We start from the raw sequence: 17,858 nt of genomic DNA, 5'->3' as shown, positions 1-17,858 counted from the left end.
GGTAGTTCCATGAGCGCACCCCGAATTGTGCTGGCTCCCGACAAGTTCAAAGGATCGCTGACCGCCGGTGAGGTCGCCGACGCGGTCGCGGCCGGGCTGCGCCGGGTGCGACCGGAGATCCGCACCCGGTGGGTTCCGGTCGCCGACGGCGGCGAGGGGACGGTGGATGCGGCCGTCTCCGCCGGATTCGATCGCACCACGATCGAGGTGAGCGGCCCGACCGGGGAGCCCGTGTGGGCGGGGTTCGCGCACGACGGACGGGTCGCGGTCGTGGAGGCCGCCGCGGCCTGCGGATTGTCGCGGCTGCCCGGCGGGCGGCCCGCGCCGCTGACGGCGACCAGCCTCGGTGTCGGGGAGTTGCTGCGCGCGGCACTGGACACCGGTTGCCGGACAGTGGTTCTCGGTGTCGGCGGCAGCGCCTGCACCGACGGCGGAGCGGGCATGCTGGCCGGGCTGGGCGCGCGGCCGCTCGGCCCCGACGGGCGGCCCGCGCGGCCCGGCGGGGGCGGGCTGGCCGAGGTGGCCTACCTGGACCTGCACGGGCTCGATCCCCGCATTCGCGAGGTCGAGCTGGTGCTGGCCAGCGACGTCGACAATCCGCTGCTCGGAACCGAGGGCGCCGCAGCGGTTTTCGGCCCGCAGAAAGGCGCCGACGCCGCTCAGGTGGCGGTGCTCGAAGCGGGCCTGACGCACTGGGCCGAGCTGGTCGCCAAGCGCACCGGCTTCGACGCCGCCGCCCGCCCCGGCGCGGGCGCGGCGGGCGGTATCGGCTTCGCGGCCCTGGCGGTCCTGGGCGCCCGCCGCTCCGGCGGCATCGACGTCATGCTGGACCTGGTCGGCTTCGACCGCGCCGTCGCTGGTGCGGATCTGGTGATCACCGGCGAGGGCTCCCTGGACGCCCAAACCCTGCACGGCAAGGCCCCCGTCGGCGTGGCCGCCCGCGCCGCCAAGGCCGGTGTCCCCACCATCGCCGTAGCAGGCCGCTGCCTCCTGCCCGACCACCAACTACGCACCGCGGGAATCGAATCGGCCTATGCGCTGAACGATCTCGAGCCAGACCTCGAGCGCTGCCTGTCCGAGGCCGCCGCACTGTTGCGGGAGGTGGGCGAGCGCATCGCTCGCACGCACCTACCCGCCCCCGAGGTCACCTCCGCATGATCCGGTGGCTCCCGCCGTGCGGGTGGAAGCCGGGACCCGCCGCCGTCAGGGTCTCCGGCTTCCGCCCGCACGGCGGGAGGACCGGCGCAGAAAGGCAATTTCGTGATTCACAAGGTTTTTCGTGCCCGCCGGGTGATCACCGCGGGCGGTGAGGTGGCGGCGTCGGTCGTGGTGCGGGCGGGACGGATCGCCGAGATCGCGCCCTACGAGGCGGGGCTCGGGGATGCCGAGATCGTCGAGATACCGGATGATTCGGTGCTGCTGCCCGGGCTCGTGGACAGTCATGTGCACGTGAACGAACCCGGCCGCACCGAATGGGAGGGCTTCGACACCGCCACCCGCGCGGCTGCCGCGGGCGGCATCACCACGCTGATAGACATGCCGCTCAACAGCATTCCGGCGACCGTGAATTCCGGTGCGCTGCAGCAGAAGCGGGATGCGGCGCGGGGGCAGTGTCATGTCGATGTCGGGTTCTGGGGTGGTGCGGTCGGCGACAATCTCGCCGATCTGCCGGATCTGGCGCACGAGGGCGTGTTCGGATTCAAGGCGTTTCTGTTGCCGTCGGGGGTCGACGAGTTCTGTCACCTGGATCGGGCCCAATTGGAGGCGGTGGTGCGGGCCACCGCCGAGATCGATGCGCTGCTGATCGTGCACGCCGAGGACCAGGCCACCATCGCGGCCGCTCCGGCGCCGCACGGGCCGATCTATGCCGACTTCCTGGCCTCGCGCCCGGCCGAGGCCGAGCATCGCGCCATTCTCACCCTGATCGACCTGGCCGAACGCTACGACACGCGGGTGCATGTGCTGCATCTGGCCTCGGCCGGTGCCGTGCCCATGCTGCGCGCCGCCCGAGCGCGCGGGGTGCGCGTCAGCGTCGAGACCTGCCCGCACTATCTGACCCTGGCCGCCGAGGAGATCCCGGACGGCGCAACGGAATTCAAATGCTGTCCGCCGATCCGCGGCCGGTCCGATCGGCTGGGGCTGTGGAAGGGTTTGCGGGACAACGTGATCGACTGCGTGGTCAGCGACCACTCCCCCAGCACGATCGCGCTGAAACGCGCGGGCGGCGGTGACTTCGGCAAGGCGTGGGGCGGCATCGCCGGCCTGCAGGTCGGTCTGGCCGCGATGTGGACCGCCGCTCCGGACTGGGTGGGCCTGGCCGACCTGGTCCGCTGGCTGGCCACCGGCCCGGCCGATCTGGTGGGCCTGAAACACAAGGGCCGCATAGCCGTCGGGGCCGACGCCGACCTGTGTGTCTTCGCCCCACACGAGGAGTTCGTCGTCGACGCCGCCGACCTCCAGCACCGCAATCCGATCTCGGCCTATCACGGCCGCGGGCTGCGCGGGGTGGTGCGCTCCACCTGGCTGCGCGGCGAACCGATCACCGGCGACCACCCTCGTGGCCGCCTGCTCCGGAAAGAGGTTTAGATGAGCGACTGGTCCCGGCTCCCCGATCTGGCGGCCCGGCAGGTGGGCGGCAGCGTGCTCGCCGCCAACGACGAATTCTTCGCCGAACGCGAGAACCTCATCAAGAACGAGGCTCCCGCCTACCGCCCGCACACCTTCACCAACAAGGGCCAGGAGTACGACGGCTGGGAGACCCGCCGCCGCCGCGACGGCAGCCCCGGGCCCGACTGGGCGCTCATCCGGCTCGGCATCGCCGGTGTCCCCGCCGGAATCGTCGTCGACACCGCCTATTTCGTCGGCAACTACCCGCCCGAGATCTCCGTCGAGGGCGCCTGCGTCCCCGGCCATCCGACGACCGAGGAGTTGCTCGCCGCCCCCTGGCAGCCGCTCGTCGCGCGCTCGCCGATCAAGGGCGACACCCGCAACGAGTTCGAGGTCACCACCGAACGCCGCATCACCCACGTGCGGCTGAACATGCACCCCGACGGCGGCATCGCCCGGCTGCGCGTGCACGGCACGGCGGTCCCGGACCCACAGTGGCTCGACGACCTCCCCTTCGATCTGATCGCGCTGCACAACGGCGGCCGGGTGCTCGATTGCAGCGACGGCTTCTTCTCCCCGCCGAACAATATGCTCCAGCCCGGCATCTCCCGGTTCATGGCCGACGGCTGGGAATCGCGCCGCCGCCGCGACGACGGGAACGACTGGGCCGCCATCGCTTTGGCAACCGAGGCGACCCCCACGGTGCTCGAACTGGACACCACCCACTACAAGGGCAATGCGCCCGCGCGTATCTCGCTCGACGGCGACACCGCCGACGGCGACCAGGTGACCCTGCTGCCGCCCACGCCCGTGCGGCCAGACGCCCCGCACCGCTTCCGCCTGGCCGAGACACGGCCCGTGCACCGCGTGCGGCTCAACGTCTTTCCCGACGGCGGCATCGCCCGCCTGCGCCTGTACGGCCCGCTCACCGACATCGGGCGTCGGCAGTTGCGCGACCGCTACACGGCCACCACCTCCGGCCGCTGACCAGAACGGAGATCCCGCATGGTACTGATGTTCCTGAACGGTGAGGGTATGCGCGACGGCCGCCTGCACCATCAACTCGACGGTGCGCCCCTGCTGCGCGTGGCCCGCAGCGCGCCGAAATACCGGTACTTCTCGGTAGCCGATCGTTTCCCCGCCATGATCGCCACCGCCACCGACGGCCGCGCGGTCATCGGGGAGGTCTACGACGTGCCGATGGAGACCCTGCGCGACAACCTGATTCCGGCCGAGCCCGCCGAACTGGAGCTCGGCCTGATCGAACTCGACGACGGCACCGCCTGCCTGGCCACCGTGCTGCGCCGGGAACTGCTCGGCTCGGCCGATCTGATCGATATCTCCGATATCGGCGACTGGCGGGCCTATCGGGGCGGTTCCGGCGCCGCCGTGTCGTCCGAATAGTTTGCCGAGGGTGCGCTAAGCTCCGACGCCATCGACAACCACTTCTCCCGTCGACGGTGCCTGCGGGGCGCGCTGGGTCTGGGTGTGGCGGGGTTGGCCGCCACCGCGCTCGCGCCGAACCTCGCGTACGCCCAGCCCGCCCAGTCCACCCAGCCGCCGATCCCGGACTGGAAGGCGCTGCGCACCCGGTTGCGGGGCCGGGTCGTGCTGCCCGGTGAATCCGAATACGCCACGGCCAAGCAGATCTTCAACACCCGCTACGACGGCGCGCAGCCGCTGGCCGTCGTGCAGGTCGCCACCGCCGACGATGTCGCCACCGCGATGTCGTTCGCCCTCGACAACGGCCTGCCGCTGGCGGCTCGATCCGGCGGGCACTCCTACGCCGGGGTGTCCGCCGCGACCGGCGTCATGATCATCGACCTGCGCAGGCTCACCGGCGCGACCTTCCGCGACGGCACGGTGACCATCGCGCCCGCGACGCCGCTGCACACCGTCTACACCGAACTCGACCGGTTCGGGCAGACCATTCCCACCGGCATGTGCCCGATGGTCGGCGCGGCCGGGCTCACCCTCGGCGGCGGCCTCGGCTTCGAATCCCGCCGCCACGGACTGACCTGCGATCGGCTGCTCGCGGCCACCGTGGTGCTGCCCGACGGGACCGCGGCCGAGGTCTCGCCCGCCACCGATCCCGAGCTGTTCTGGGCGCTGCGCGGCGGCGGCGCGCTGGTCGGGGTGGTCACCGCACTGACCTACGCCACCTGCCCGTCGTCCCGTAAGGATCTGGTGCGCCTGGTCTTTCCGGGCGAGCAGGCGCTGCGGTGTCTGCTCGGCTGGGCGGCCTGGCTGGACCGGACGGAACGGGAGGCGTGGGCGGCGGTCAGTCTCGACGCCGACGGCAAGGGCGGCCTGCGCTGCTGGATGCAGCTGGTGTGCCCGGCCGACTCCGGATTCCGGCATGCCATGGAGATGATCTGGGCGGTCGGCGTGGCCCCGCGGAAGATCGAGCGGCGCACCGCCTCGCATCGGGAGACCGTCGACTACCTCGCGGGCGGCGGCCCGACCCAGCCCCGCGCCGCCTTCACCAACGGCTCCGACGTGCTGACCGCACTGACCGAACCGGCCGCCGCGGCCGTCGTGGCGGCGCTCACCGACCATTCCCGCGCGGGCGGCACCGGCTGGGTGCAACTCAATCCGCTCGACGGCGCGGTCCGCGACGTGGCCCCCGCGGACAGCGCTTTCCCCTGGCGCGCGCACACCGCGCTCGTGGAATGGGGTGCCTACGAGCCGATTCCGCACGAGGTGGCCGTCGCCTGGATCGCCGCCGCCCACCAGCACCTCGCCCCGCATTCCGCGGGCGCCTACGTCAACTACCTCGAGCGCGGCGACACGATTGCCCGCTACTACGGCGCGAACCTGCCCGGACTGGACGAGATCCGCCGCCGGGTCGATCCGGATCGCCGCATCCACACCGGGCTCACCGATCCCGCACCGGCCGTGGGCGACTAGAACTCCGCCCGCCAGTATCCCTCGCCCGCGAGCGCCCATTCGCGATCCAGCGCGGGCACGATGTGACCGCTGATCCGGGTCGCGCTGTCGAAGACCATCGACAGCTGCTGCGGGCCGACCGTGCCGGTGAAGGTGCACGCGCCGTGCAGCGCGTCGAGGTCGGGCGCCTGAATTTGCGCGCCCAGCACCGTGAAGGGCGGCACCTCCTCGAACAGCTTGCCGTCGAAGGCGCGGCGCAGTCCCGCACCCGGGTCGATGGCGTTCACCGTGAAATGCTTGCCCTCGGTGTGCTCGCAGACCCCGCGCATGGTGGTCATGATGCCCCCGATCCGCCGTGAATGCTAACAGCCTAGAACACAACAACGCCCACGCGGAAACATCGGCGCTATCCTTGGCGGCGCAGGTCGCGTGGGTGTGCGGAACAAGGAGTCCCCGATGGGTCGAGAGCAGGCGGAGGTCGGTATCGCTCGCGGTAGCGGGTTGGTGGCCCGGTTCGAGGACATTGTCGTCTTCATCCCGCGCGAAACCCCTTTCACCGAGCGGATTCTGGAGGCGGCCGAGGTGGCCGCCGAGGCCGACGATCCGGGTGCCACCTTCGTCCGGCAGTTGGTCGCGGCGGTCTTCGTGGAGGGCGCGGCGGCGGCCGCGGCGTTCGGCGTGGTGGCGCCCACGGCCGGGGGCGTGCTGGTGCTGCTGCGCGGTCCGGTGGTGGCGCTGATCGACAAATTCGATGAGACCCAGCGGCTTTCGGGCACCCGCGCGATGACGTGGCTGGACGAGGTCGTCCGCGAACCGGTGCAGCAGGTCGTACTCGCCGAGGACGACGACCTTCCGGTAGAGGAGCTGCCGCATACCGATCTGCGCGCGGGTGTAGCCCCCGGCGGCGGGGTGATCGTGCGCGCGCTGGTCGACGGCTCCACGACCACCGGCCAGCACCGCGCCGTGGGCGAATCCTCGACCCCGGCCGCCGCGCTGCTGGCCGCCCAGCTCCCGGTGCCCGTCGATCACCGCGGCTGGAGCGCCGTCGGCGTGCAAACGGCTGCGGCCCTGAGCAATCCGCACGCCGACACCGTCACCTATCACACCCCGCACGGTGTGCTCGTCGGCAACGACGGCGCGGCCTATCCGCTGGATCGACCGTATGTCATCGGCCGCGATCCGATGGCCGCCGACGTGGTCCGCCATGCCGCCGCCTCGCCCATCGCCTTCGCCGATCAGGGCATGTCGCGCGTGCACGCGCTCGTATCCGTGGACAACGGAACGGTTTTCGTGCACGACAACGAGACCCCGACCGGCACCTTCATCGCCGCGCCGGGGGCCGAGCAGTGGACCCGGCTCGGGCCGCGGCCGGAGGCGTTGCAGCCCGGCTGGAGCCTGCGGGTGGGCAATACGGTGCTCACCTATCGGGCAACGAACTGAATTCCACGGTCTGCAGGGCCGATTGCAGCACCGACCAGTCACCGGCCCGCAACGCCGAGCGCGCCGCCTCGGGAACCGGCACCCGGTCGCGCACGGCCTGCTGCACCGCCGCCACCTCCGCGGGATGATGGCCCAGCACGGTCGCGCCCACCGCGCGACCCTGGGACAGCAGCAGCCGCCGATACGAGCCGGGCCGTTCGACGACGATCGTCTCGTCCGCCCGCCCGGCCCGTACCTTGCCGATCGAGAACAGTTCCAGCCCAACGCCCTTGAGAATCATCGCCGGAGTCTCCGCGACCAGCGAGCGCTGCCCGCCCAGCGCGTTCACCGCGGCGATCTGCGCCTGTTCGGCCGCGATCGGCCACAGCCCGAACACCTGCCCGCCGTGTTCGGCGACGTCACCGGCGGCGTACACGTCCGGGACCTGGGTGCGCATGCCGTCGTCGACGAGCACTCCGCGATGCACGGGAATGCCCGCTGCCCTGGCCAGTTCGATATTCGGCCGGATCCCGGCCGCGACGAGGAATACATCGCAGTCGAGGCGTCGGCCATCGGTGAGCATCGCGGCGCGCACCACCGAATCGCCGGTCACCGCGGCGGTTTCGGCGCCGGTCAACACCCGGATGCCGGTCCGCGCGAAATGCTCGGCCACCAGCTGCGAACAGCGCGGATCGATCTGCTTGCGCAGCAGCCGATCTCCGCGCTCGAGCACGGTCACCCGCAACCCGAGCAGATGCAGCGCATGCGCCGCCTCGAGCCCCAGCAGCCCGCCTCCGGCGACGACCGCGGTCGCACAGCGGAATTGCTGCACATAGGTCCGGATGTCCATGGCATCCCCGGCCTCCCGCAAGACGAAGCACCCCGGATACTCGAGCCCCTCGATCGGCGGCACCGTACTGCTCGCGCCCATGGCCAGGATCAGCCGGTCGTAGGGCAGCGCCTCGCCGGTGCCCAGGAACACCCGGCGTTCGGCGAGGTCGATGCCGGTGGCCAGGGTGTTCAGCCAGGCGGTGATCTGATGGTCGTCGTACCACTGGTCGGGCAGCAGATACAGGCCCTGCATCGCCGAGCGGCCGTACACCAGCCGCGAGATGCCCATGCGGTTGTAGAAGGCGTGCGATTCGCGGCCGACCAGATGAATCTCGCAGTCCGGATGGCCGCGGCGCAGGAAATCGGCCGCCGTGACTCCGGCTATGCCACCGCCGATCACGACCGTGCTGACGATGGAGCGATCGAAACGAGTGGGCCGCGAACCGTTTCCGCTGCCCGGTTCCGGCGTGAGCGAGACCTTCGCCGTACCGCCCACGACCCGCGCGCAGCAGGCCATCCGGGTGTTGTCGGCGAAGCCGAGGCGGCGCAGCGTATTGCGCTCGTCGCGGCCGGGCGGGGACAGGCATTCCATCCCGTCGAGCACCGCGACCGGGTCCGCGCCGCACACCCCCATCCGACAACCGGCCTCGATGGGCTGCTCGGCCCGCTCGGCGAGGTCGAGCAGGCTCATACCCGCCTCGGCGGCGATCTCGGCCCCGCTCGGCTCGAACCGCACCGAACCCGTTGCCGCCGCTGCCTTCTCGTCGGCGCCACCGCGGCGACGGGGAAACGGCAGCGCCACCGGTTCGGCGCGCGCCCCGGTACTGTGCGCATATTGCAGTTCGACCACCCGGGTGCGGGCGATCCACGCGATCGTGGCCAGCCCGATCGCGGCACTGATCGGCCAGCGCAGCCAGGGTGCGCCGATGCCGGTGATGGTCGTGAACGAGTTGGCCAGGGTACGCCCGGAGAACCAGTAGAAGATGTTCAGCGCCGCCGCCGCATAGCCGACGGTGAGCATGGCCGGGCTCAGCCTCGTCATCGCCTCCAGCGCGAAGAACAGGCCCACGGTGGCCAGTACGAACAGGATCAGCACCGAATACCGCTGCGCCACCGCGCTCGCGGTGTCCCCCGTCAAGGTGAAGAAGCCGAGCACGAAACCCGGCAGCGCGGCGGCGAACAGTTTGCGCGGCGCGCTCCAGGCCCGGTCGGGATCGGCCAGATCCGCCTGATAGGCCGAGCGCGGGCGAAAGTCGAAGCAGTTCTTCGCACATCCCACACAGGGCTGGCAGTGGCTGTTGGGCACGGTGACGAACGGTGTCTGCCCGTAGGCGCGCTGCAGCGAGAACAGCGGGCAGACACTGCTGCACCACCCGCTCTTGCCCTTGAACACCACCCCGCCGCCAAATGCCGCGAGCGCCACCGCACTCAGCGCGATCCCCGCGGCCGGGCCGTTGCGATCCAGTCCCGCCAGCCGCGCACCCGCGATGCCGAAGAACAGCGTGACCGACACCAGATAGCCACGCCTGCGCAGCCATTCGGGCGGGGTCTTGGCCCGGGTGAACCCCAGTACCCGCGGCACCTGATTGGCCGCGGCCAGCGGGCAGCTGTTGCGCCACAGCCCGGGCGCGATCAGGAACAGCCCGGGCAGCAGCGGCACGACCACGCCGAAGAAGGCGAACAATCCGCCCGCGGGCCGCACGAACATCGCGACGATCACCGCCAGATACGCGCACATGCTGGCGATCCGCACCGCGTGCCACACCGGGCGCGGCACCCGGCTGGGCAGTTCGGTATAGGCGGGGAACAGATTTCGGGTGCCGGTCGGATCGATGCCGAGCAGCCGGTTGGCGATTCGGACGGGCGCGGACAGCGGGCGGTCACCGGGCGGCGGCGGGGCCGCGGCCGGGGCCTCGGCGGGCGACGGCTCCGGATCCGGCTGGGCCGAGGGCACATAGAGCACGATGATCTCGGTGGCCCCCAGCCGGATCACATCGCCCGGGGCCAGCGTCGCCCGTCCGGTGAGCCGGATGCCGTTGACCGTGGTGCCGTTTCTGCTGCCCAGGTCGACCGCCGACAGCGCGGTCGGGCTGGGCACCAGGCGCAGATGCCTGCGCGAGACGGTCAGATCGGCCAGCGGCTCCTCCTCGTCGCTGCGGCCGAAGGTACGCGGGCCCGACAGCATCAACCGGCGCGGCGGGCGGCCCGGCTCGCGGATCTCGATCAGCGGCGGACCGCTGCGCATGCCGCTGCGCTCGCCGAAGCGGCGAAACGCATTGCGCCAGTGAGTTGCCCGGTCGGACAGGACGGCACCCTCACCGTCGTCGGCTCGCACACTGGTGGACATCCGGCATCGACCTCGATCGTCGGCATGCGGACACGGCACGGTGCCCGAACACCTGTTATCCAATGGAGATTAACTAGCGACCGGTTCGCGACGGAACCTGCGTATAAGAGTACGCGAATACCGGGCGGGTCTACTACGAATTCGCTGGGGTGTGAAGGCAGGGCTTAAAGGCTGACAAGTACATCTTCGAATGCCGCCTCGGCGGCGCCCAGCAACTTCAGATCAGCGCCGAGCGACGACTTTTCGATCCGCACCCCGCCCAGGGCCCGCCCCACCAGGCTGCGGCGCAGCACCTCCTGCTCGACCCGCCGCACCACCGCATCGGGCAGCGTGGTGAACAGATCGCCCAGCACCACCAGCTCCGCGCCGAGAATGTTGACCACATTGACCAGCCCGAGAATGAGCCAGTCGACGTACTCCCCCAGGCGCGCCACCGGGTCCGAATCCCGCTGCAGTTCGCGCAGTTCCGCCACGATCGCCCCGCGCGGGCTGCCCTCCGGCAGGCCGAGGGCGCGGCGCAGCGCGGCCTCGCCGACCTCGGTCTCCCAGCAGCCCTCGTTACCGCAGTGGCAGCGCCGCCCACCCGGGCGCACCGTCATATGGCCGATCTCGCCGAGATATCCGGCCGATCCGCGCATCGGCGCGCCCTGGGCGATGATGCCGCCGCCGACCCCGACATCGGCGGAGACGAAGACCGCATCGGACGCGCCGCGCCCCACCCCGCGCACATATTCGGCGAGCGCGCCGAGCTCGGCGTCGTTGCCGACCACCACGGGCACGCCGAGCAGCTGGCCCATCCGCATGCCGAACGGCACCTGCATCCACCCGAGGTTGGCCGCGGCGTGCACCAGCCCGTCGGAGCGGCGGACCACCCCGGGCACCGAGACCCCGGCGGCCACCGGCCGCAGCTGCAGATCCTGCGCGAGCAGTGCGGCCGATTCGGCGATGCGGCAGACCAGCTCGTCCGGATCCGGGCCCGGCCCACGCAGATTCCAGCTGTTGCGCCCGAGGATCGCCCCGCCGAGCCCGACCAGCGCGATGCCCGCGTGTTCGACCTGCACGTCCACGGCCAGCACCACCACCGACTGCGGCTGCGGCAGCACCAGCAGCGACGGGCGGCCCGCGCCCGTGATCAGCCGCGGCACCCGCTCCTCCACCACGCCGTCGGTGGCCAGCCCGTCCACCAGCATCTTGATGGTCGAGCGGTTGAGGCCGAGTTCGTGCGCCAGCCGCGCGCGGGTGGCCGGGCCACCGGTATGCAGCAGGCGCAGCAGCGAGGCCCGATTGAATCGGCGCACCTCGTCGGGGCGGGCGACCGTCATCTACCGTCCGGTCGCCTGGGCCCGCCGCCGCGACAGCGCGTCCACGGTGGCGGCCAGCAGCAGTACCAGCCCGGTGACGATCGAGACCACCGCGGCCGGTTGGCGCAGCAGGCCCAGGCCGTTGGACACCACCGCCAGCACCGCGCCGCCGATCACCGCATCGGCCACCCGGCCCTTGCCGCCGAACAGCGAGGTGCCGCCGATCACCGCCGCGCCGACCGCGAACAGCAGCGTATTGAGCCCACCCGCCTGCGGATCCACCGAACCGACCTTGGATGAGTACACGATCGCGCCGATCGCCGCACAGCCGGAGGAGATCACGAACACGCTGGCCCGCAGCTGGGTCACATTGATACCCGCGCGGCGGGCCGCCTCGGCGTTGCCGCCGATGGCGTACAGATGCCGTCCGTAGGTGGTGCGGTTCAGCACATAGGTGCCCGCGGCCAGCAGCGCCAGCACGATCGGCACCACATACGGCACCCCGGAGATTTCGATGAGCGAGCTGGGCGAGCGGTTGACCGACAGCAGCGCGGTCGCCGCCGCCGCCAGCGCGGTCACCACCACCACCCTGCCCACCACCAGCGGCGTCGGCTGGGTCACCAACCCCCGTGCCCGCCTGCGGAAGTGACCCACCAGCGCGACCGCCGCATAGCCGCCCGCGGCCACCACGAACAGCGCCCAGCTCCACGGCACCGACAGATTTCCGTTGGCCACCTCGTTGAGCACCGGCGAGGAGCTGATACCCAGCACGCCACCCTCGCCGATCAGCTGCAGAATCGCACCCTGCCAGGCCAGGAACAGCGCCAGCGTCACCACGAACGACGGCATGCCGATGCGGGCGATGAGGAATCCGGTGATGCAGCCGATGGCCGTGCCGACGCACACCGCCAGCAGCATCTCGAGCCACGGGTTGGCGGGCAGGCCCACCGCCGCGATCGCCACGCCGAGCAGCGATATCGCCACCCCCGGCCAGATCCGCAGCAGTGCGGCCAGCACGGCCGCCAGCACCAGCATCCCGATGAAGACGACGAACACCGTATTGCCCATACCCGACAACAGGTTCCCGTTGTCGACGTAGTGCATGGCCAGCACCGCACCCGCCACCCCCGAGGCGGTGCCCGCGGCCAGATCGATCTCGCCCAGCAGCAGTACGTAGACGATGCCCATAGCGATGATCGTCTGCCCGGCACCCTGGGCGAGCAGATTCGCGATGTTGTTGAGCGAGAAGAACACCTCCGACATGGTCGTGAACAGCACGATCAGGACCACCAGGCCCAGCAGCGCGGGCAGCGAGCCGATCTCGCCGCCGCGCACCCGCGCGATATAGGCGCGCACGGCCTCGGCCGTGGACACCGTGGTGGTGTCGATGCCGAAATCGGCGACCGCCGTATCGGCCGAAACTCGAGTCATCACAACGACCTTCTCCACTAGAGCACCGCGGCCTCGGGCCGGGCCAGGCCCAGCTCGCCCGAGCGCCCCGCGGTGATCAGCTCCACGATCTGGTTCTGGGTGACCTCGGCGGCGCGTACCTGCGCGGCCATCCGGCCCAGGTACAGCACCGCGATCCGGTCGGCGACCTCGAAGACGTCGGCGAGGTTGTGGCTGATGAGCACCACGCCCAGGCCCTGCTCGGCGAGCCTGCGCACCAGATCCAGGACCTGGCGGGTCTGGGCGACGCCGAGCGCGGCGGTCGGCTCGTCCAGCAGCACCAGATTGCTGTTCCACAGCACCGCTTTCGCGATGGCGACGGTCTGGCGCTGACCGCCCGACAGCGACGAGACCGGGGTGCGCACCGATTTCACGGTGCGCACCGACAGCGAGGCCAGCGTGCGCCGCGCGGCCGCCTCCATACTCGCCTCGTCCATGAACCACGGCCTGCCGCGCTCGCGTCCGAGGAACATGTTCTGCACGATGTCGAGATTGTCGGCCAGCGCGAGATCCTGGTAGACCACCTCGATACCCAGCGCCGCCGCGTCCTTGGGACCGCGCAGCTGCACCTGCTCGCCGCGGAACCGGATGGTCCCGGAGTCGGCGGGGTGGATTCCGGCGATGCATTTCACCAGGGTCGACTTGCCCGCCCCGTTGTCGCCGACCAGCGCGGTGACCTCGCCCGCCGGAGCGAGGAATTCGACGTCGTGCAGCACGTGCACCGCACCGAAGCTCTTGTTCAGCCCGGTGATCTGTAGCAGAGGCTCGGACATCACGCGATGCCCAGCTGCGTGCACACCTGCGCCACATCGCCGGTGCACAACTCACCGGCCTTCACATAGCCCTGGTCGACGACCTGCTTGACCTCGGTGCGGGTGATCGAATGCGGGTCCAGCAGCACCGATTTCACCGTGCGGTTGCCCTTGGGGTCGGTGCTGGACGCGGTGGCCAGGCCGTCGGCGGTGGCCTTGTCCCCCTTGGCCAGCGCCGCCGCCAGCTTCGCCGCCGCCTCGGCCTCGTCCTTGATCGGCTTGAACACCGTCATGTACTGGTCGCCGCGCAGCACCGCCTTGAGCCCCTCGACGGTCGCGTCCTGGCCGGTCACCGGCACCTTGCCGTTGAGGCCGTTCTTCTTCAGCACGGTGATGATCGCCCCGGCCAGGCCGTCGTTGGCCGCCACCACCCCGTCGATGCGGCCGCCGTTGCCGGTGAGCAGCTGCTCGAAGACCTGGCCGCCCTTCTGGTTGTCCCAGCCGTCGATGGGCTGGCTGTGCACCAGTTTCAGCGCGCCCGAATCGTAGAGCGGCTGCAGCACCTTGTGCTGGCCCTGGGCGAACAGGGTGGCGTTGTTGTCGGTGGGCGCGCCCTGGATCTCGATCACCTGCGCGCCCGGCTTGTCCTTCAGCGCATCGGCCAGCCCCTGGCCCTGCAGCTGGCCGACCCGGACATTGTCGAAGGAGACGTAGTAGTCCGACGAGCCGCCGAGATTGAGCCGGTCGTAGTCGATGGTCGGAATGCCCGCCTTGCGCGCCTTGTTGGCGACCGCGGTGCCGACCTCGGAGTTGACCGACGCGATGATCAGGACCTTGACCCCTTTGGCGATCATGCCGTCGGCCAGGGTGGTGAACTTCTGGACGTCGCCCTGGGCGTTCTCGATATCGGCGTCGAATCCCTGTGCGGTGAGCGCCTGCTGCAGCATCGGCCGGTCGAAACCCTCCCAGCGGGCCGAGGTCGCCGTCTCGGGCAGGATCACCCCGACGGTACCGTTGGCGCCGCCAACCCCGGGGCTGGTGGTGGCGCCGTCGCTGCGAGAGGTATTGGAACCGCAGGCGGTGAGGGGCAGCAGGGCGGCCAGGGTGACGGCGACGGCCCCGAGCGTTTTCGTCCTCATCAGGTGAACCTTTCGAACTGGCGGCCGCGGATCGCCTATCCCTGTGTCCCGGCTCGGTTCTGGTTGGGGAGTCCCGACGAAAGACGGCCATATGTTGTAGGCAACAACATATGCGACGCAGCTCACACTGGAGGTCACGATTCCACAACGGTGTGGTCCCGCTCACCAGGTGTGCATCCTGGCACGAAACCGGTCCGCACCGAACCGGTTTCGGCCGAACGAGCGGGTTTGCTGAGCGACCCATATATCGTGGCAGTTCAGCAACCGTGCAGTATCACTTTCGGAACAGCGGGAAGTGTCTAATCCTGTTGTGAACGCAACCCGTTCGCCGTACCGTGAATTGATTGTGCGCGCGGACCCCGGGGTGTACTTACGACTGGCTGCAGCAGGGTTCCGCAGGCAGTGGCACTACCGCGTGGCGATGTTGGCCGGGATGTTCACCAATGTGGTGTTCGGGCTGGTCCGCGCCTCGGTAATGCTCGCGGCCGTGCGGACCACCGCCGGATTCGGCGGCTACGACGCCGATTCCATCGGGGCGTATGTCTGGTTCTCACAGGGACTACTGGGCGCGCTCGCGCTCATGGGCCCGCCGCCCGATATCGTCGAGCGCATCCGCAACGGCGATGTCGCGATCGATTTCCTACGCCCGCTGGATATCCAATTCTCCTATCTGGCAACCGATCTCGGCCGAGCGGCATGCACCCTGCTGGTGCGCGGGGTGCCCAGCGTGGCAGCTGGAATGCTCACCATGCAGATCGGTCTGCCGCACGAGACCTGTCCGTACGTTCTGGGCGCGGTGAGTGTGGTGCTGGCCGTGACCATCTCGGCGCTGCTGCTGTTCTCGGTCGGGCTGGTCGGTTTCTGGCTCGTGGAGACGCGCGGGCTGCGGCTGCTCTATCAGATCGTGGCCACCTTCCTGGCCGGACTGTTCGTCCCGGTGCACCTGTTCCCGGACTGGCTGTACACGATCGCGATGTTGACCCCGTTCCCCGCCCTGCTGCAGGGGCCGATCGATGTGCTGTCCGGCCGGGCCACCGGCGTCGCCGTCGCCCAGATCCTGTGCATCCAGATCTTCTGGGTTGCGGTGGCGCTGCTGCTCGGACGCTTGCTGCTGCGCGCGGGTCGGCGCAAACTGGAGGTGCAGGGTGGCTGAGGCAATCGAAGTACTCGACGAGGCAGTCGAAACCTCTGGGATGCACGGATACTGGTTCACCCCCTATGCGGCGGTTCTGGGCTCGCGGATGCGCTCGCAACAGGCCTATCCGCTGTCGTTCGCCGCCGATATGCTGTCTTCCCTACTGGTCGGTGTGGTGGAATTCGCCGAGGTGTGGGTGATCTATCACCACGTCAAGGTTCTCGGCGGCCTGGACATGGACGCCATGCTGTTGCTGTTCGGCCTGTCCAATCTGTCCTTCGCGGTCGCCCAGATCGCCGTCGGGCACACCGACACGCTGCCCACCTACATCCGGATGGGCACCCTCGACGCCTTCCACCTGCGCCCGCAACCGCTGCTGCTGCAGCTCATCACCAGCGATATCTCGCTGCGCAGGCTCACCCGCGCCGCCGTGGCCGCGGCCGTGCTGGCGGCGGGGCTGCTCTACAACGACATCGCCTGGACCGGAACCAAATTCGCCCTGCTTCTGGTCTCGCTGGCGGCCGGGACGGCCATCTTCGCCGGATTGTTCGTCTGCGCGGCCGGACTGCAGTTCTTCCTCATCGACGGTGCCGAGCTGACCAACAGCTTCACCTACGGCGGATCCTTCGCCGCCCAGCAGCCCACCTCCGTCTTCGGGCATCCGATGAAACTGCTGTTCGGGTTCGCGGTTCCGGTCGCCTTCGTGGCCTATCTGCCGACCATCGCGCTGCTGGAGCTGCCCGGCCCCGCGTGGCTGCCCGCCGGGCTGGCGTGGGCGACTCCGATTGCGGCGCTGTGGGTTTGGCTGGTGGCGCTGTGCTGCTGGCGCTCGGGTGTACGGCACTACCAGGGAGGCGGCGGATGAACGCGATCGAGATCACCGATCTGAGTCGGCAATTCGTCCTGCACCGCAGGGACGATCGTCGCTTCCGCCGCCGTCGCGAAGTGCTCGTCGCGGTGGACCGGATGAGTTTCACCATCGAGGCCGGGGCCGCCGTCGGCTACATCGGCGCCAACGGGGCGGGCAAATCCACCACCATCAAAATGCTCACCGGCATCCTCGTGCCCACCTCCGGCACGGTCCGCACCTGCGGCCTGGAACCGGTGCGTCAGCGCCGCGAGCTCGCCGGTCGGATCGGCGTGGTGTTCGGCCAGCGCTCGCAGCTGTGGTGGGATCTACCGCTGCGCGAATCGTTCACGATCCTGGCGGCCATCCACCGCCTGGATCCGGATCACGCCCGCAAGCGCACCCACGAATTGGTGGAGCAGCTGGAAATGGCCGACACCCTCGACATCCCGGTGCGCCAGCTCTCGCTCGGCCAGCGCATGCGCGCCGAAATCGCCGCGGCGCTGCTGCATTCACCGGATCTGCTGATCCTGGACGAGCCGACCATCGGCCTGGACGTGCTGTCGAAACAGCGCCTGCGCGAATTCCTGTGCTACGAACGGATTCAGCGCGGTACCACGCTGCTGCTCACCACCCACGACATGGGCGATATCGAGCGGCTGTGCGAACGGGTGCTGGTGGTCGACCACGGGCGGCTGGCCTACGACGGCTCGCTGACCGGGCTGGCCGCCACCGTGGGCGTACGCCGGGTGCTGGTGGTCGATCTGGCCGCGCCCGCGCCCGAGCTGGTCGGCATGCCGGGGGCGGAACTGGTCGACGTCGAGGGCGGCGGCATCCGGCAGCGGCTGGCCTTCGACCCCGAGCTCACCACCGCCGCCGCACTTCTCACCGCGGTCTCGGCGCGGGCGGAGGTGCGCGATCTGTCCATCGAGGAACCCGATATCGAGGACGTGGTGCGGCGCATCTACGAATCGCGCATACGCCCGGCGCTGCGGCGGTTGCCGGAGGTTCGTGGCTAGGGCGTGTCCTGTAAGTCATCGCAGCCAGAGGATGATGGCGGCGATGGTGAGTTCGGCCTGGTAGTAGGCGGCGCGTTTGGCGTAGCGGGTGGCCAGCTCCCGGAATTGTTTGAGCCGGTTGAA

The 17,858-nt window shown here is 70.0% G+C and carries 15 protein-coding genes and 1 pseudogene; 9 read left to right on the top strand and 7 right to left on the bottom strand.

Annotated elements, in window-relative coordinates:
• The first annotated feature begins 9 nt into the window (after nt 1–9).
• The 5 genes from NDR87_RS29335 to NDR87_RS29315 all read left to right on the top strand — a co-directional run bounded on the left by NDR87_RS29335 (nt 10) and on the right by NDR87_RS29315 (nt 5,517).
• Complete coding sequence (locus NDR87_RS29335; protein WP_251917070.1) at nt 10–1,158, top strand: glycerate kinase; 1,149 nt, start codon at nt 10–12, stop codon at nt 1,156–1,158.
• A 102-nt stretch (nt 1,159–1,260) separates the two neighbouring features.
• A complete protein-coding gene (gene allB, locus NDR87_RS29330; protein ID WP_251917072.1) occupies nt 1,261–2,586 on the top strand; it encodes an allantoinase AllB in 1,326 nt (441 codons plus the stop codon).
• Nucleotides 2,587–3,594: an allantoicase gene (gene alc, locus NDR87_RS29325; RefSeq protein ID WP_251917075.1), complete on the top strand. Its 1,008-nt coding sequence runs from the start codon at nt 2,587–2,589 to the stop codon at nt 3,592–3,594.
• Between the two features lie 18 nt (nt 3,595–3,612).
• On the top strand, nt 3,613–4,011 hold the full coding sequence (locus NDR87_RS29320; protein ID WP_251917077.1) for a gamma-glutamylcyclotransferase: 399 nt from the start codon (nt 3,613–3,615) through the stop codon (nt 4,009–4,011).
• An 84-nt stretch (nt 4,012–4,095) separates the two neighbouring features.
• A complete protein-coding gene (locus NDR87_RS29315; RefSeq protein WP_251917078.1) occupies nt 4,096–5,517 on the top strand; it encodes an FAD-dependent oxidoreductase in 1,422 nt (473 codons plus the stop codon).
• Here NDR87_RS29315 and NDR87_RS29310 read toward each other — a convergent pair.
• Nucleotides 5,514–5,834 (bottom strand): hypothetical protein, encoded by a 321-nt coding sequence (locus NDR87_RS29310; RefSeq protein ID WP_251917080.1) that lies wholly within the window; start codon nt 5,832–5,834, stop codon nt 5,514–5,516. The genes NDR87_RS29315 and NDR87_RS29310 overlap by 4 nt on opposite strands.
• Nucleotides 5,835–5,952: 118 nt before the next feature.
• On the opposite strand from NDR87_RS29310, the gene NDR87_RS29305 reads away from it, so the two are divergent.
• Nucleotides 5,953–6,936, top strand: coding sequence for an FHA domain-containing protein (locus tag NDR87_RS29305; RefSeq protein WP_251917082.1), 984 nt, complete (start codon nt 5,953–5,955; stop codon nt 6,934–6,936).
• Here NDR87_RS29305 and NDR87_RS37465 read toward each other — a convergent pair.
• From NDR87_RS37465 to NDR87_RS29275, 5 genes are all read right to left on the bottom strand, one after another.
• On the bottom strand, nt 6,914–10,093 hold the full coding sequence (locus tag NDR87_RS37465; RefSeq protein ID WP_286014207.1) for an FAD-dependent oxidoreductase: 3,180 nt from the start codon (nt 10,091–10,093) through the stop codon (nt 6,914–6,916). The genes NDR87_RS29305 and NDR87_RS37465 overlap by 23 nt on opposite strands.
• 164 nt (nt 10,094–10,257) lie before the next feature.
• Nucleotides 10,258–11,415 carry an ROK family transcriptional regulator gene (locus NDR87_RS29290; protein WP_251917084.1) on the bottom strand — a complete coding sequence of 386 codons (1,158 nt, stop codon included), beginning with the start codon at nt 11,413–11,415 and terminating at the stop codon, nt 10,258–10,260.
• Nucleotides 11,416–12,825 carry a sugar ABC transporter permease gene (locus tag NDR87_RS29285; protein WP_251917086.1) on the bottom strand — a complete coding sequence of 470 codons (1,410 nt, stop codon included), beginning with the start codon at nt 12,823–12,825 and terminating at the stop codon, nt 11,416–11,418.
• Nucleotides 12,826–12,842: 17 nt separating this feature from the next.
• The gene (locus NDR87_RS29280) at nt 12,843–13,616 is read right to left on the bottom strand and encodes an ATP-binding cassette domain-containing protein (protein WP_251917087.1); all 774 of its coding nucleotides are present in this window, start codon (nt 13,614–13,616) and stop codon (nt 12,843–12,845) included.
• Nucleotides 13,616–14,734 carry a sugar ABC transporter substrate-binding protein gene (locus NDR87_RS29275; protein WP_251917089.1) on the bottom strand — a complete coding sequence of 373 codons (1,119 nt, stop codon included), beginning with the start codon at nt 14,732–14,734 and terminating at the stop codon, nt 13,616–13,618. Before NDR87_RS29275 ends, NDR87_RS29280 begins: the two co-directional genes overlap by 1 nt.
• A gap of 421 nt (nt 14,735–15,155) precedes the next feature.
• On the opposite strand from NDR87_RS29275, the gene NDR87_RS29270 reads away from it, so the two are divergent.
• From NDR87_RS29270 to NDR87_RS29260, 3 genes are read left to right on the top strand one after another with little or no spacing between them, the layout of a single operon-like run.
• Complete coding sequence (locus NDR87_RS29270) at nt 15,156–15,887, top strand: ABC-2 family transporter protein (protein ID WP_251941250.1); 732 nt, start codon at nt 15,156–15,158, stop codon at nt 15,885–15,887.
• Complete coding sequence (locus NDR87_RS29265; RefSeq protein ID WP_308212165.1) at nt 15,880–16,734, top strand: ABC-2 family transporter protein; 855 nt, start codon at nt 15,880–15,882, stop codon at nt 16,732–16,734. The genes NDR87_RS29270 and NDR87_RS29265 overlap by 8 nt, the downstream gene beginning before the upstream one ends.
• Nucleotides 16,731–17,735 (top strand): ATP-binding cassette domain-containing protein, encoded by a 1,005-nt coding sequence (locus NDR87_RS29260; protein WP_251917093.1) that lies wholly within the window; start codon nt 16,731–16,733, stop codon nt 17,733–17,735. The genes NDR87_RS29265 and NDR87_RS29260 overlap by 4 nt, the downstream gene beginning before the upstream one ends.
• A 15-nt stretch (nt 17,736–17,750) precedes the next feature.
• Here the strand turns inward: NDR87_RS29260 and NDR87_RS29255 are convergent.
• A pseudogene (locus NDR87_RS29255) lies at nt 17,751–17,858 on the bottom strand (IS5/IS1182 family transposase); the annotation flags it as partial.

Origin of the sequence: Nocardia sp. CDC159, from assembly GCF_023740735.1 — a bacterium.
In the GTDB taxonomy this organism is placed as follows: domain Bacteria; phylum Actinomycetota; class Actinomycetes; order Mycobacteriales; family Mycobacteriaceae; genus Nocardia; species Nocardia pulmonis.
Note: the sequence above shows the minus strand (reverse complement) of the source record. Positions and strands in the feature narration are given on the sequence as shown.

Bases quoted from the DNA above. Each gene is read 5' to 3' on its own strand.
- NDR87_RS29320 (WP_251917077.1), top strand. From the start codon at position 3,613: ATGGTACTGATGTTCCTGAACGGTGAGGGTATGCGCGACGGCCGCCTG.
- NDR87_RS29285 (WP_251917086.1), bottom strand. From the start codon at position 12,825: ATGACTCGAGTTTCGGCCGATACGGCGGTCGCCGATTTCGGCATCGAC.
- NDR87_RS29280 (WP_251917087.1), bottom strand. From the start codon at position 13,616: ATGTCCGAGCCTCTGCTACAGATCACCGGGCTGAACAAGAGCTTCGGT.
- NDR87_RS29270 (WP_251941250.1), top strand. From the start codon at position 15,156: ATGTTGGCCGGGATGTTCACCAATGTGGTGTTCGGGCTGGTCCGCGCC.
- NDR87_RS29290 (WP_251917084.1), bottom strand. From the start codon at position 11,415: ATGACGGTCGCCCGCCCCGACGAGGTGCGCCGATTCAATCGGGCCTCG.
- NDR87_RS29275 (WP_251917089.1), bottom strand. From the start codon at position 14,734: ATGAGGACGAAAACGCTCGGGGCCGTCGCCGTCACCCTGGCCGCCCTG.
- NDR87_RS37465 (WP_286014207.1), bottom strand. From the start codon at position 10,093: ATGTCCACCAGTGTGCGAGCCGACGACGGTGAGGGTGCCGTCCTGTCC.
- NDR87_RS29260 (WP_251917093.1), top strand. From the start codon at position 16,731: ATGAACGCGATCGAGATCACCGATCTGAGTCGGCAATTCGTCCTGCAC.
- NDR87_RS29305 (WP_251917082.1), top strand. From the start codon at position 5,953: ATGGGTCGAGAGCAGGCGGAGGTCGGTATCGCTCGCGGTAGCGGGTTG.
- NDR87_RS29310 (WP_251917080.1), bottom strand. From the start codon at position 5,834: ATGACCACCATGCGCGGGGTCTGCGAGCACACCGAGGGCAAGCATTTC.
- alc (WP_251917075.1), top strand. From the start codon at position 2,587: ATGAGCGACTGGTCCCGGCTCCCCGATCTGGCGGCCCGGCAGGTGGGC.
- NDR87_RS29335 (WP_251917070.1), top strand. From the start codon at position 10: ATGAGCGCACCCCGAATTGTGCTGGCTCCCGACAAGTTCAAAGGATCG.